This window comes from Bacillus sp. SH5-2 (assembly GCF_008368905.1).
GTDB lineage: Bacteria > Bacillota > Bacilli > Bacillales > Bacillaceae_G > Bacillus_A > Bacillus_A luti.
In genome coordinates this window covers 135,233-149,918 of the sequence record NZ_QOSD01000001.1, presented here as the reverse complement: position 1 = coordinate 149,918, position 14,686 = coordinate 135,233, and the positions used below count along the sequence as shown (strand labels likewise).

General features: G+C 36.9%; 17 protein-coding genes. All 17 read left to right on the top strand.

Going from position 1 to position 14,686, the window contains the following annotated elements; all coding sequences use genetic code 11:
* The first annotated feature begins 62 nt into the window (after window positions 1–62).
* The 17 genes from DN410_RS00800 to aroB all read left to right on the top strand — a co-directional run bounded on the left by DN410_RS00800 (window position 63) and on the right by aroB (window position 14,557).
* Entirely contained in the window at window positions 63–674 is a 612-nt protein-coding gene (locus tag DN410_RS00800; RefSeq protein WP_149174928.1) for a YphA family membrane protein, read from the top strand.
* Window positions 667–1,560, top strand: coding sequence for a YIEGIA family protein (locus DN410_RS00795; protein WP_149174927.1), 894 nt, complete (start codon window positions 667–669; stop codon window positions 1,558–1,560). Before DN410_RS00800 ends, DN410_RS00795 begins: the two co-directional genes overlap by 8 nt.
* Window positions 1,557–1,742, top strand: a complete 186-nt coding sequence (locus tag DN410_RS00790) for a capping complex subunit for YIEGIA (RefSeq protein ID WP_000979050.1) — start codon at window positions 1,557–1,559, stop codon at window positions 1,740–1,742. Before DN410_RS00795 ends, DN410_RS00790 begins: the two co-directional genes overlap by 4 nt.
* A gap of 124 nt (window positions 1,743–1,866) precedes the next feature.
* Window positions 1,867–3,177 carry a ribosome biogenesis GTPase Der gene (der, locus tag DN410_RS00785; protein ID WP_001125893.1) on the top strand — a complete coding sequence of 437 codons (1,311 nt, stop codon included), beginning with the start codon at window positions 1,867–1,869 and terminating at the stop codon, window positions 3,175–3,177.
* Window positions 3,178–3,195: 18 nt separating this feature from the next.
* Window positions 3,196–4,218: an NAD(P)H-dependent glycerol-3-phosphate dehydrogenase gene (locus DN410_RS00780; RefSeq protein WP_149174926.1), complete on the top strand. Its 1,023-nt coding sequence runs from the start codon at window positions 3,196–3,198 to the stop codon at window positions 4,216–4,218.
* A 116-nt stretch (window positions 4,219–4,334) separates the two neighbouring features.
* The gene (locus tag DN410_RS00775; RefSeq protein ID WP_000369752.1) at window positions 4,335–4,586 is read left to right on the top strand and encodes a stage VI sporulation protein F; all 252 of its coding nucleotides are present in this window, start codon (window positions 4,335–4,337) and stop codon (window positions 4,584–4,586) included.
* A 216-nt stretch (window positions 4,587–4,802) separates the two neighbouring features.
* Window positions 4,803–5,006, top strand: a complete 204-nt coding sequence (locus tag DN410_RS00770; RefSeq protein ID WP_149174925.1) for a DUF2768 domain-containing protein — start codon at window positions 4,803–4,805, stop codon at window positions 5,004–5,006.
* Between the two features lie 64 nt (window positions 5,007–5,070).
* Window positions 5,071–5,784: a hypothetical protein gene (locus DN410_RS00765; protein WP_149174924.1), complete on the top strand. Its 714-nt coding sequence runs from the start codon at window positions 5,071–5,073 to the stop codon at window positions 5,782–5,784.
* Between the two features lie 242 nt (window positions 5,785–6,026).
* Entirely contained in the window at window positions 6,027–7,505 is a 1,479-nt protein-coding gene (gene spoIVA, locus DN410_RS00760) for a stage IV sporulation protein A (protein WP_000416519.1), read from the top strand.
* A 297-nt stretch (window positions 7,506–7,802) separates the two neighbouring features.
* The gene (locus DN410_RS00755; RefSeq protein WP_001043860.1) at window positions 7,803–8,075 is read left to right on the top strand and encodes an HU family DNA-binding protein; all 273 of its coding nucleotides are present in this window, start codon (window positions 7,803–7,805) and stop codon (window positions 8,073–8,075) included.
* Between the two features lie 120 nt (window positions 8,076–8,195).
* Window positions 8,196–8,765 (top strand): GTP cyclohydrolase I FolE, encoded by a 570-nt coding sequence (folE, locus tag DN410_RS00750; RefSeq protein WP_001151482.1) that lies wholly within the window; start codon window positions 8,196–8,198, stop codon window positions 8,763–8,765.
* 191 nt (window positions 8,766–8,956) lie between these two features.
* Window positions 8,957–9,706, top strand: coding sequence for a heptaprenyl diphosphate synthase component 1 (locus tag DN410_RS00745; RefSeq protein ID WP_149174923.1), 750 nt, complete (start codon window positions 8,957–8,959; stop codon window positions 9,704–9,706).
* Between the two features lie 29 nt (window positions 9,707–9,735).
* Window positions 9,736–10,449 carry a 2-heptaprenyl-1,4-naphthoquinone methyltransferase gene (gene menG / locus DN410_RS00740; RefSeq protein WP_149174922.1) on the top strand — a complete coding sequence of 238 codons (714 nt, stop codon included), beginning with the start codon at window positions 9,736–9,738 and terminating at the stop codon, window positions 10,447–10,449.
* A gap of 31 nt (window positions 10,450–10,480) precedes the next feature.
* Window positions 10,481–11,443, top strand: coding sequence for a heptaprenyl diphosphate synthase component II (gene hepT, locus DN410_RS00735; RefSeq protein WP_149174921.1), 963 nt, complete (start codon window positions 10,481–10,483; stop codon window positions 11,441–11,443).
* 124 nt (window positions 11,444–11,567) lie between these two features.
* A complete protein-coding gene (gene ndk, locus DN410_RS00730; protein WP_000415885.1) occupies window positions 11,568–12,014 on the top strand; it encodes a nucleoside-diphosphate kinase in 447 nt (148 codons plus the stop codon).
* A 285-nt stretch (window positions 12,015–12,299) separates the two neighbouring features.
* Window positions 12,300–13,472, top strand: a complete 1,173-nt coding sequence (gene aroC, locus DN410_RS00725) for a chorismate synthase (RefSeq protein WP_149174920.1) — start codon at window positions 12,300–12,302, stop codon at window positions 13,470–13,472.
* Window positions 13,472–14,557, top strand: coding sequence for a 3-dehydroquinate synthase (gene aroB / locus DN410_RS00720; RefSeq protein WP_149174919.1), 1,086 nt, complete (start codon window positions 13,472–13,474; stop codon window positions 14,555–14,557). The genes aroC and aroB overlap by 1 nt, the downstream gene beginning before the upstream one ends.
* Window positions 14,558–14,686 lie beyond the last annotated feature (129 nt).

Sequence of the window (14,686 nt, the reverse complement as noted above, 5' to 3'; positions counted from 1 at the left end):
AAAGAAAGGGGGATTAACTTTCATAAAAAGTTCCCATAATGGAAAACATAGGAGGTGAAATGATGGATGGGAATACTTTTTATTTTGTAGCTTGGATAGGGTGGACTATCGTAACTTTCTTTATGAAAAAGGACTCTGTTCGGTGGAAGTTAAGCGTTTGTATACTGGTGTTTATAATTTGCTCTCCATTACAGGTGACGATTGCTTCATTTACGGTATCAGTAAATGCTCTATTGCTTTGTATTATTTCTTTTTTCGGGATCACGCTATATTCTATTTGGAAAAAATTATATGGCTTACTTTCGGCACTTATTATTGCAATGTTATATACAAGTTTTCATTTGTTAGAAGTATATGATCCAATTTGGATTGTGATGGACAGATTGTTTTTGTTAAGTAGTGCTCTTGTGTATGCATCGGTTTTATTGCATGGTGATCGCATATTAAGATTATGTTCCCTTTATATCGGAATGTTACAAGGTGAATTGTTAGTGACACTTATTTTTCGAAAACTACATTTTCCTTATGATTACGGTAGTCTAGCGTTTTGGGATATCATCGCCGTTTCTACATTTTTTATGGCAATTTTGTTTTGGATTGCAAAAGCATCAGTATACATGGAGCAGTTTAAGAGAAAAACACGTAAAAGAAAGGCGAGGGTAATACATGACTGAATATACACCGGCCATTTTATGCGGCGTAATAGCGGGGACAGTAACGAGGCTGTTAATGCTTCGTACGGATACGAGGCAATATCCGACGAGGCTTCACGGAAAAATTATTCATATTGCAATGGGATTAATAGCAGCTGCTTTAGGAGCGATTGCTATTCCGTCAATTTTGAAAAAAGATTTTTCTGCCATTACATTTCTTACGTTAGCAGCGACGCAATTTCGTGATGTACGTAACATGGAAAGAAATACACTTCAACAATTAGATGGATATGAGCTCGTACCGCGTGGAAATACATACATTGAAGGGATTGCATTAGTTTTTGAAAGTCGCAACTATTTGGCGATGTTAACATCGTTTGCAACGACGTTTGCGTATATAGGATTCCGTTCGTGGATTGCTGGAGTAATTATGGCTATCATCGCGTTTTTTATTGCGAAAAAATTAATGTCTGGCAGAAGACTTCATGATCTTGTAGATATTGAGCATGTTCCGCTACGTTTTGAAGGAGCAGGACTTTATATTGATAACATTTATATTATGAATATTGGATTGCCGGCAAGGCAAGAAGAGATTATGAAATATGGCATGGGATTTATTTTAAAACCAAAAACAATTGATGCGATGGTAACAATCTCAAATTTGGGGCAAAGGCAAGCTATTTTACATGATGTTTCGGTGGCGTTAGGGATTTATAGAGATTCAGGTACACCTGCGCTTGTACCGTTAGCAAAGCGTGATTTAGAGGATGGCAGGGTGGGAATCTTCGTCTTGCCGCAAGATCAAGATGCAGAGAAAGCGATAGGTGTCATAGGAAATGTACCGACGTTAGAAAGTGCTGTCCATATGTCATCGGAAGCCCCGAAAGGAAGGGGAGATAAGAGATGATGTTAGAAAGTGTTATTCTTGCAGTTATTACAACAACGCCAGAGAAGTTTGCAGGTGGCGCGCCTTTATTTACTTGTGACTCGACAGAGGAACTAGAATTTGTTGCAAATAATTTAGAGGCAATTTTAGATGGGATTGCGCATCGCTTACAAGAGAATGTATATATTATTGTGAAACATTAGCAACGTGTGTTATAATGTGAGGTGTTTTGATACGTTGAGAAATATTCTGGAATGCAAATCCCTTCTTGCACAAAGAAGGGTTTTTTACATAATAAACAGAAGCAAGTTGAAAGGATGAATGTATATGCCGAAACCAGTAATAGCGATAGTAGGCCGCCCGAACGTAGGGAAATCTACTATTTTTAATAGAATTGTTGGAGAAAGAGTTTCAATCGTAGAAGATATTCCAGGTGTAACGCGCGATCGTATTTATAGCGCTGGAGAATGGTTGAATCATGAATTTAACATTATTGATACAGGTGGAATTGATATTGGAGACGAGCCGTTTTTGACACAAATTCGTCAACAAGCTGAAGTAGCGATAGATGAAGCAGATGTTATCATTTTTATGACAAACGGTCGTGACGGTGTAACAGCAGCTGATGAAGAAGTTGCGAAAATATTATATCGTTCAAATAAACCGGTTGTACTTGCAGTAAATAAAGTGGACAATCCGGAAATGCGCAGTGACATTTATGACTTTTATGCGTTAGGATTTGGTGAACCATTCCCAATTTCAGGTACACACGGATTAGGATTAGGTGACTTATTAGACGAAGCTGCACAGCATTTTCCAAAGATTGAAGAAGACGGATATGATGAAGATACAATTCGTTTTTCTTTAATTGGACGTCCAAACGTAGGGAAATCATCACTTGTAAATGCTCTTCTTGGTCAAGAGCGTGTAATTGTTAGTAACGTAGCAGGAACAACTCGTGATGCTGTCGATACACCGTATAGTAAAGACGGAAAAGATTATGTAATTATCGATACAGCTGGTATGCGTAAAAAAGGGAAAGTGTATGAAAGTACAGAAAAGTATAGTGTACTTCGTGCGCTAAGAGCGATTGAACGTTCTGACGTTGTTTTAGTCGTTTTAGACGGTGAAGAAGGAATTATTGAACAAGATAAAAAAATCGCTGGATATGCTCATGATTCAGGGCGAGCTGTTGTTATCGTTGTAAACAAATGGGACGCTGTGAAAAAAGATGAGAAAACAATGAAAGCATTTGAAGAAAATATTCGTGCTCATTTCCAATTTTTAGAGTACGCACCGATTGTGTTCTTATCTGCAAAAACGAGAAAACGTACACAAACGTTAATACCGGTTATCGATGAAGTAAATGAAAGCCATAGTATCCGTATTCAGACGAATGTATTAAATGATGTAATTATGGATGCGGTAGCGATGAATCCAACGCCAACGCATAACGGTAGTCGTCTGAAGATTTTCTATGCAACACAAGTTGCGGTAAAACCACCAACATTTGTTGTGTTTGTAAACGATCCAGAATTATTGCACTTCTCATATGAGCGCTTCTTAAAGAACCGTTTACGTGAATCATTTGGCTTTGTAGGAACGCCGATTCACATTATCGCTAGAGCAAGAGACTAATGGAGAGGATGTGATTTTATGACAAAAATCACAGTAGTTGGAGCAGGTAGCTGGGGAACAGCGTTAGCGATGGTATTAGCTGACAATGGGCATGATGTACGTATTTGGGGAAATCGTTCTGAACTTATGGATGAGATTAATACGAAACATGAGAATAGTCGATACCTTCCAGGAATTACATTGCCAAGCACAATCGTAGCCTACTCTTCTTTAGAAGAAGCATTAGTAGATGTAAATACAGTACTGCTAGTAGTACCGACGAAAGCGTACAGAGATGTATTACAAGAGATGAAAGAAATTGTTACAGAACCAATTACTTGGATTCATGCGAGTAAAGGAATAGAACCAGGTACGTCAAAACGTATTTCGGAAATGATTGAGGAAGAAATTCCAGAGAACTTGATTAAAGATGTTGTTGTACTGTCTGGACCGAGTCATGCTGAAGAAGTAGGCTTACGCCAAGCGACAACTGTTACATCTGCGGCAAAGCGTATGGAAGCGGCTGAGGAAGTACAAGATTTGTTTATGAATAGTTACTTCCGTGTATATACAAATCCAGATATCGTTGGAGTTGAGCTTGGTGGTGCGTTAAAAAATATTATCGCATTAGCTGCTGGAATAACTGATGGACTTGGATTAGGTGATAATGCAAAAGCGGCATTAATGACACGTGGTTTAACAGAGATTGCTCGTTTAGGAAGAAAAATGGGCGGAAATCCGTTAACATTTGCTGGTTTAACTGGTATGGGAGACTTAATTGTAACTTGTACAAGTGTTCATAGCCGAAATTGGCGAGCTGGGAATTTACTTGGAAAAGGACACTCTTTAGAAGAAGTGTTAGAAAGCATGGGTATGGTTGTGGAAGGTGTAAGAACTACGAAAGCTGCTCATGAATTAGCAGAGAAAATGGAAGTTGAAATGCCGATTACAGCTGCTTTATATGACGTGCTGTTCAATGGGAATAATGTGAAAGATGCAGTAGGCTCATTGATGGGACGTGTGAAAAAACATGAAGTAGAAGCTATACCTGATTTACTGTAAATAAAAGCGGTAGGAGTACAAAAGTACTTCTGCCGCTTTTTATTTTTTTTGGGTCTTTTCACCATTTTTTCCTTTTTGCATAGGATGAAGAGTAACTTGAGGAGAGGGTGAAAAGAATGGATAATAATATTTTTAATAACATTGAAAAAGAAGCGAAAGTGAATAAAGAAGATATTTTTAAATTAGCATCATCTGTACAAAATGCGAATTTACGTGATGAGAAAGTGCTTCGTCAATTGATTCATCAAGTCGCTCTAATGGCAGGACGTGAAGTGCCGAAAGAACAAGAGGATCAAATTGTAAAAGCGATTGTTAATAATAATATGCCAGCGGATTTTGGCTCGTTAAGTAAAATGTTTAAAAAATAAAATATGAGAAACAAAGAGTTTGTGGATTGCATATGATAGCCATGAAAGTATGGGAATAGAGCTGGTTTGGGCATATTTGGTCAACCGAAGCGAAAAATATAGTCGCTTCGGTTTTTATTTTGTATTAATTTGATATAAAATCATTTTTTGTATTTGTTTAAAGATTTTAATTTGTTAAAATAATATAAAAATAGATTAAAATAAAGGGGGGTATATATGTCGGAAGGACTTATAAAAATGTGGTTTGCTTTAGGGGCAATTGGATTTATGTTTTTTGCGGTAGCTTTTATTTTATTGAGTAGACATAAAATGAAGAATAAATTTTTGAAAGGGGTTACGGCTTTAGTAGCATACACCCTTATGATTGTATCAGGGATAGTGATTTTCCTTGTTGTATTTAGTGGTCCTGTTCAGCAGTAAAGATTTTATAATTATAAAAGTTACAAAAGGAACAGTAAATACTAGCGTGAAAAGGTGATTGTCAATGAAAAAAATCTATATTATTTTAATATTTTGTTGCATAAGCATTTTAACAGGATGCATGTACCCGCGAGAAAATATGAAACAAAATGCTGTTCCTTATGAAGATCAGTTGCAAGTAGTTCAGAAAGCTGTTTCGACATTTAAGGAGCAAAATACGGGTTTATTACCAATTAAGACGCGGGATATGAGCACGCCAATTTATCAGAAGTATCCAATCGATTTTCAAAAGATTGCTCCGCGTTACATACAAGAAGCGCCAGGGAACGCATATGAAAGTGGTGGAGTATATCAATATGTATTAATAGATGTTGAAACAAATCCCACCGTAAAGTTAATTGACGTAAGGATGGCTGACCAAATTCAAGAATTGACATTGAAACTTAAAATGTATCGTGATGAACATCAATATCCACCTTTTAAAAAAGTAATTACAGATGGTGTCTATGAATTAGATTTCAAAAAACTAGGATATAAAGATGTACCGCAAGTGACAAGTCCGTATTCTGGTAAAGGGCTACCTTTCGTGATCAATGAAAAAGGAGAAGTTTTCGTTGATTATAGAATCGATTTATATGAAGCCTTGAAAAAAAATGAAGGTCAATTTAAGGAAGGGGAAGATATTCGGAATATACTATTGAAAGACTCTCCATTTGTTCCTGCCTATTCTCTGCCGTATACGGTAAAGGATGGAGAACCAATTTTTTTTAAATCATAAGTCATGAACCTTTCTTTTAGCGAATAAGTTCTAGAAGAAAGGTTTTTTATGTTATACAACTTGTGATGCAAACAAAAGATATTTTTAAATAGTCATATGAAATTGGACAAAATTATATGATATATTGTCCGAACTTCTAGAATACCATTATATTATATCAGATATTATAGGCAACGTTAGAGAAGGTATTAGTTGACTATAAACGCGGAATTATTCCCAAAAATTTTGAGGGAGGGAATCACTTGGAAAAGGTAGATATTTTTAAAGATATTGCGGAACGCACAGGCGGTGATATTTATTTTGGAGTTGTAGGAGCTGTTCGAACAGGAAAATCAACATTCATTAAAAAATTTATGGAGCTTGTAGTTATACCAAATATTGAGAATGAGTCTGACCGTCAAAGAGCGCAGGATGAACTGCCTCAAAGTGCTGCTGGTCGTACAATTATGACGACGGAACCAAAGTTTGTTCCAAACCAAGCGGTTTCTATCGAAGTAGATGAAGGGCTTGAAGTGAATATTCGATTAGTAGATTGCGTTGGATATACGGTTCCAGGAGCAAAAGGTTATGAAGATGAGAATGGCCCGCGTATGATTAATACTCCTTGGTATGAAGAACCTATTCCGTTCCATGAAGCTGCAGAAATCGGAACACGTAAAGTCATTCAAGAACATTCAACAATTGGTGTTGTAATCACAACAGATGGAACGATTGGTGAAATTCCAAGAAGAGATTATATAGAGGCAGAAGAACGAGTTGTAAATGAGTTAAAAGAAGTTGGAAAGCCTTTCATTATGATTATAAACACTGTACAGCCGTATCATCCAGATACAGAGCAATTACGCCAAAGTTTATCAGAAGAGTATGATATCCCGGTAATTGCGATGAGTGTAGAGAGTTTAAGAGAGACAGACGTATATAATGTGCTTCGAGAAGCGCTATTTGAGTTCCCGGTTTTAGAAGTGAATGTGAACCTTCCAAGCTGGGTAATGGTGCTAAATGAAGGGCATTGGTTACGCCAAAGCTATCAGGAAGCAGTTCAAGAGACTGTGAAGGACATAAAACGTCTTCGCGATGTGGACCGTGTCGTTTGGCAGTTTAGTCAATATGAATTTATTGATCGAGCGAGCCTAGCTGGTATTGACATGGGGCAAGGTGTGGCGGAGATTGACTTATATGCACCAGATGAATTGTATGATCAAATTTTAAAAGAAGTAGTAGGAGTAGAAATTCGAGGGAAAGATCATTTATTGAAGCTTATGCTCGATTTATCTCATGCGAAAATAGAATATGATCAAGTGGCGGATGCCTTGCGTATGGTAAAGCAAACAGGATATGGTGTAGCAGCGCCTGCATTAGCAGACATGAGCTTAGATGAGCCGGAAATTATTCGTCACGGTTCCAGATTTGGTGTGAAGTTAAAAGCTGTAGCTCCATCTATTCATATGATTAAAGTAGATGTGGAGTCAACGTTTGAGCCAATTATAGGTACTGAAAAGCAAAGTGAAGAATTAGTTCGTTATTTAATGCAAGATTTTGAAGATGATCCGTTATCAATTTGGAATTCTGATATATTTGGACGTTCGCTTAGCTCCATTGTTCGAGAAGGAATTCAAGCGAAACTATCTTTAATGCCAGAAAATGCTAGATATAAATTAAAAGAAACGTTAGAAAGAATTATTAATGAAGGATCTGGCGGATTAATTGCAATTATATTGTAAGAAAAAATCCCTCTCACTGTAGAGGGATTTTTTTATTTTTACGTATGTAATAGCAAAATAAACAGTCATTATCTAATATATTGTTGTAAATTGTCAAGTTTCATCAGATTTTCACATTTTAAGAGTAACAATTTCCTTAAAAATATTGAATTATAAAGGAGAATCGTATAATATAGGCGTTGATAATGATTTATCTACATCTTTGTAGTATAGAATTTGCAAAAATTGCCTACAAATGAAAGTAAGACTCATTTTATGATCATTATACAGTCTTATCTTTGGGAGGAGGTGAATGGCATGAACAAGACAGATTTAATCAATGCTGTTGCAGAAGCAAGTTCCCTTTCTAAAAAGGACGCAACAAAAGCAGTAGACGCTGTTTTTGATTCTATCTTAGAAGCTTTAAAACAAGGTGATAAAGTACAACTGATCGGATTCGGTAACTTCGAAGTTCGTGAGCGTGCGGCTCGTAAAGGTCGTAACCCACAAACAGGTGAGGAGATTGAAATCGCTGCAAGTAAAGTACCTGCATTCAAACCTGGTAAAGCGTTAAAAGATGCGGTTAAATAATCCTTACATATTAACAGGGAAGAAGAGTTTCCTTTTTGGGAACTCTTCTTTTTGCTTTTAAAAACATAAATATGCTAGAATGTGTTCGTATCACTTTTAGGTTTTCGGGAGGGCTAGCGGATGGCAAAAGTTAATTTAGAACAAATTGAACATGCAGTACGCCTTATTTTAGAGGCAATCGGAGATGACCCAAATCGCGAGGGAGTACTTGATACACCAAAGCGTGTTGCAAAAATGTACGCAGAAGTGTTCTCGGGCATGCATGAAGATCCGAAAGAACATTTGCATAAAGTATTCGGAGAAGATCACGAAGAGCTTGTATTAGTAAAAGATATACCATTTTATTCGATGTGTGAGCATCATTTAGTTCCGTTCTATGGAGTTGCTCACGTTGCATATATTCCGCAAGGCGGAAAGGTGACAGGCTTAAGTAAATTAGCCCGCACTGTAGATACAATTGCGCGTCGTCCACAACTGCAAGAACGTATTACTTCAACAGTTGCAAACTCTATTATGGAAGTACTAGAGCCGCATGGTGTTATGGTAGTAGTAGAAGCAGAACATATGTGCATGACTATGCGTGGTGTGAAAAAACCAGGTGCGAAAACAGTAACGACAGCAGTACGTGGTGTGCTAGAAAATGATGCTGCCGCACGTAGTGAAATTTTATCTTTTATTAAAACGAAGTAAAGAAAAGCGGGAAACTGCTTTTCTTTTTTTTTTATGTGAATAAATGATATAGTTTTAGTTGGAAAGATTGAGAATGGAAGATGTTATTTAATTCAGCGGAGGTTTGGAAGGAGTAGCCAAGTTTTGGTTATAGAAAATAGAATGTATGTGTTATAATAAGTTTTATGAATTAGAAAACAAGGGTGATTTTTGTGTGTGACATCTACGGAGGGTATGCGGGTATAAAAGAGAAATTGATGGAGAAATTACGCCATCCTTATTTTATAAACTATATTGAAGAACCATTTATTGATGAAGAAAAAATAGCATTGCTATATGGGGCTTTGAAGAGTGCGAATTTACATATAGAACAAATTGAGCATTATGTAGTAACGATTATGCTAGTACAAATTGCGCTTGATACGCATGAAAGAGTATCAAATAAAGCAGGCGAAGAAGCGATTGAATCGCATAAATGTCGCCAATTAACAGTACTTGCAGGTGATTACTATAGTGGGTTATATTATTATTTATTGTCCATGAATCGTGATATTGTTTTAATTCGTGCGCTTGCTGAAGGAATTAAAGAAATCAATGAGCATAAAATTATGCTATATCAAAAAGCACATAAAACAATTGAGGACATAATGAAAAGTGTGATAACGATTGAGTCTGCGCTATTGCAGAAAACGTGTGATCATTTTCATTTATCACATTGGAAGCCATTTATAACGTATGTGTTAGGAAAAAATCGTCTCCAAAAAGAATATCAATTGCACGCTGATAAACAGCATTCACCTGTTTTTCAAGCAGTTCAAGGGATTTTGAGGGATGGAGTAGATGCAGAAACCGTTATTAATGGCTGGATGATGGAACTGAGTAAGCAAGAAAATCAATTTTTAGAAAATCACACAGACATAAGTAAAATAAATTCTGTGTTAAAAGATAAATCGAAGACATAAGCAATTTTACATTGGAAGAAGGTACGAGCATGCAACAATCAAAAGAAGAAAGAGTACACGATGTATTTGAAAAAATCTCTGATAAATATGATGTGATGAATTCTGTAATCAGTTTTCAAAGACATAAGGCATGGCGTAAAGAGACAATGCGTATTATGGATGTACAACCGGGCAGTAAAGCGCTTGATGTATGCTGTGGGACAGCGGACTGGACAATTGCGTTAGCTGGAGCGGTAGGAGAGCAGGGGAAGGTTGTTGGACTAGATTTCAGTGAAAATATGTTATCTGTCGGTAAGCAAAAGGTAGAGGCTTTACAATTAAAGCAAGTAGAACTTCTACATGGGAATGCAATGGAACTTCCCTTTGAGGATAATACATTTGATTACGTAACGATTGGATTTGGTTTGCGTAATGTGCCAGACTATATGCACGTATTAAAAGAAATGACGCGTGTAGTAAAGCCAGGTGGAAAAGTAATCTGTTTAGAAACATCGCAGCCAACAATGATTGGTTTTCGACAAGGATATATTTTATACTTTAAGTATATCATGCCGTTATTTGGAAAGATGTTTGCGAAAAGTTATAAAGAATATTCATGGCTTCAGGAATCGGCTAGTACATTCCCGGGGATGAAGGAATTGGCTCATATGTTTGAGGAAGCTGGACTTGAACGTGTACAAGTGAAGCCGTTTACTTTTGGGGTAGCAGCGATGCATTTAGGTATGAAACCAGAATCAAAATAGAAAAAAGACGTTTTAGGTTAAGGTGAACAATATGAAGTTACAACTTATGTACTCTTTTTTACGATCGGATATTAATGTTATAGAAAAAGAATTAAAAAAGACGGTTGCTTCTGAACAGCCATTAGTAGAAGAAGCGGCATTACAACTTATTGAGGCTGGTGGGAAGCGAATTCGGCCCGTATTTGTGTTACTTGCAGGGAAATTTGGAGATTATAAGTTAGACGCAATTAAGCATGTAGCTGTTGCATTAGAACTTATTCATATGGCTTCTCTTGTTCACGATGATGTTATTGATGCTGCGTTTTTACGACGTGGTAGTGCAACTGTGAATGCGAAATGGGGAGATCGTATTGCAATGTATACAGGGGACTATTTATTCGCTAAGTCTCTTGAATGTGTAACAAATATCGAAATTCCAGAGGCACATCAGGCGCTATCGCATACCATTTTAGAAGTTTGTAAAGGTGAAATTGAACAAATTAAAGATAAATATAATTACGACCAAAATTTGCGAACGTATTTAAGACGGATAAAGCGAAAAACCGCATTATTAATTGCTGCGAGTTGTCAGTTGGGAGCAATCGCTTCTGGTGCGAATCGTGAAACGGTAAATCGTCTGTTTTGGTATGGGTATTTTGTAGGAATGTCTTATCAAATTATTGATGATATTCTAGATTTTGTTTCAACGGAAAAGAAACTTGGAAAACCTGCTGGTGGTGATTTATTACAAGGAAACATTACTCTTCCTGCCCTATATGCTATGGAAGATCCAGTACTTCGTAAGAAAATCACATCTGTACATGAAAATACAACAGCGGACGAAATGAAAGAAATTATTGAGGCTGTAAAGAATAGTGATGCTATTGATAAAGCATTTGCGTTTAGTGAACGTTATTTACATAAAGCATTAGAAATTATAAAACCACTCCCACGTGGACAAGCGAAGTATGCATTACAAAACGTAGCAAAGTATATTGGAAAACGAAAATTTTAGTGTTTTTTCTAAAAAATAAAATAATCTCTCTATTTCAAAACTATTGCACAATTGTGATAAGGGTGTTAATATGTGTGTGGGGATATACAATTACATACATAATTCAGAAGTGGAGAGATTTTTTATGGAAAAAACATTTCTAATGGTTAAACCAGACGGTGTACAACGTGCCTTCATTGGGGAAATAGTAGCTCGTTTTGAGAAGAAGGGCTTTCAATTAGTTGGTGCAAAATTAATGCAAGTCACTCCGGAAATTGCTGGACAACATTATGCTGAGCACACAGAAAAACCTTTCTTTGGTGAATTAGTAGACTTTATTACATCTGGCCCTGTATTCGCAATGGTATGGCAAGGTGAAGGTGTAGTAGATACAGCTCGTAACATGATGGGTAAAACAAGACCACATGAAGCAGCTCCTGGAACAATTCGTGGAGATTTCGGTGTAACTGTTGCGAAAAACATTATCCACGGTTCTGATTCTTTAGAAAGCGCAGAGCGCGAGATTGCTATTTTCTTTAAAGAAGAAGAATTAGTAGACTACTCAAAATTAATGAATGAATGGATTTACTAATTATTTCGAAATAATTTGTAAACGCTTTAATCACTGTGATAATAGTAAAAAGTGCAAGAAGAATAGGGGTATTCTTCTTGCACTTTTTTTATTTCAATTAGTTACGAAGTTAAAGCTGTTATGATATATTGGTATGTAAAGTAAAAGGCCCAATGGAAGTATAGAATGAGAATAAGTAAATGGTCGATTTGCGATATAATTTCTTTCATATTTTTAGAATAACGAAAGTTCATATTATTGCTTAATATAGTGAGATAAATACATATACGAAAAGAGGAATAACGTATGCGATATATTACAGCTGGTGAATCTCATGGTCCACAACTTACAACGATTATAGAAGGTGTTCCAGCGGGACTATCAATAGTTGCGGACGATATAAATGAAGAGTTAGCTAGAAGACAAAAGGGATATGGTCGTGGTAGACGCATGCAAATTGAAACAGATCAAGTGCAAATTGTAAGTGGTGTTAGACATGGAGAAACATTAGGTTCTCCTATTGCACTTGTTGTTGAAAATCGTGATTTTGCGCATTGGACGAAAATTATGGGGGCAGAGCCTTTAACTGAGCAAGAAGAAAAAGAAATGAAAAGGAAAGTGACAAAACCAAGACCTGGGCATGCTGATTTAAATGGCGCAATTAAATATGGTCATAGGGATATGAGAAATGTACTTGAACGTTCGTCAGCACGTGAAACGACAGTACGAGTTGCTGCTGGTGCGGTTGCGAAAAAAATCTTGGCGGAACTGGGTATTAAAGTGGCAGGACATGTAATTGAGATTGGCGGTGTACTGGCTAAGGAGATTACATATAGCTCAATTGAAGAATTGAAAAGTATAACAGAAGAATCACCTGTACGCTGCTTAGATGACGAAGCTGGTAAACAAATGATGAAAGCAATTGATGATGCAAAATCAAATGGTGATTCAATCGGTGGCATTGTTGAAGTAGTTGTGGAAGGCATGCCAATTGGAGTAGGTAGTTATGTGCATTATGATCGAAAATTGGATGCGAAACTAGCAGCGGCAATGATGAGTATAAATGCCTTTAAAGGTGTGGAGATTGGAATTGGTTTTGAAGCAGCACGTAGACCGGGAAGTGAAGTTCATGATGAAATCCTGTGGGATGAGGAGCATGGATATACAAGAAGAACGAACAATGCAGGTGGGTTAGAAGGCGGTATGACGACTGGTATGCCAATTGTTGTGCGCGGTGTGATGAAACCGATACCTACACTATATAAACCACTTCAAAGTGTGGATATAGATACGAAAGAACCGTTTTCAGCGAGTATTGAACGTTCAGATAGTTGTGCTGTACCAGCAGCTAGTGTCGTTGCAGAAGCAGTTGTTGCTTGGGAATTAGCGACAGCTTTACTAGAACAATTTGGAGTAGATCGCATGGATCTTATCCGTGAAAATATTGAGAAACATAATGAATATGCGAGGGGATTTTAATGGGGAATATACATATTCAAACGAAATCAAAAGAATATGATGTACATGTTGGAAAAGAAGCGTTGTCACATTTGACGACAATCATTCAAAATATGCAGCCAGCTGTATCTAACGTAATGATCATTTCAGATGAAGTTGTTGCATCTCTACATTTACAGACAGTTGTTGATGCATTACAAGTAGAGCAACAAGTATTTTCATTTGTTGTACCGAGTGGTGAAAAAGAAAAATCTTTTGAGAACTTCTACGGGGCTCATACTTCAGCTCTTGAAAATAAATTAGATAGGAATTCTTTAATTATTGCACTTGGGGGCGGAATGATTGGAGACTTGGCGGGCTTTGTCGCTGCGTCGTTTATGCGTGGTATTCGTTTTGTCCAGGTTCCAACAACTTTATTAGCTCATGATAGTGCAGTAGGCGGGAAAGTAGCAATTAATCATCCATTAGGAAAAAATATGATCGGTGCATTCCATCAGCCAGAAGCGGTTGTATATCATACGCCGTTTTTACAGTCTCTTCCTGAAAAAGAGTGGCGTTCAGGTTATGCAGAAGTGATAAAGCATGCTCTTATTGGTGATGTTGAGTTGTATCATTGGTTAAAAAAAGAAGTACAAACATTAGCAGAACTTCGTGATGAGAAGTTAATTCATATATTAATGAAGGCGATTCCTGTAAAAGCAAATATTGTAGCGCAAGATGAAACAGAAAAAGGTGTACGTGCCCATTTGAACTTTGGACATACGTTAGGTCATGCTCTTGAAAAAGAGATTGGGTATGGAAATATTACTCACGGTGATGGAGTAGCTGTTGGCATGTTATTTGCTATATTCTTAAGTGAACAAGTGTACCAGATCGATCTTGCTTATGAAGAGATGAAACAGTGGTTCTTAAAGTACGGCTATCCAAAAATGCCAAGTGATTTGAATGTAGAGCGCCTCGTTCAATTGATGAAACAAGATAAGAAAGCAAATGCAGGAACAATTCATATGGTACTTATGCAGGAATATGGGGTAGTAAATGTCGTATCTATTTCAGATGAGACTGTTCATATTGCGTTAGAGGCATTTCAAAAGGATATGGTATAAAGGGTTATAGGAGAGGTATGGAATGCGTATGTAGAGGTATTCTCGTAAATGACAGTTATAAAAAGAGATTGCAGTAAGGAACTATAACCGTATTGTAATTGAATTGAATCAAATGACTGGGGGAAGAAA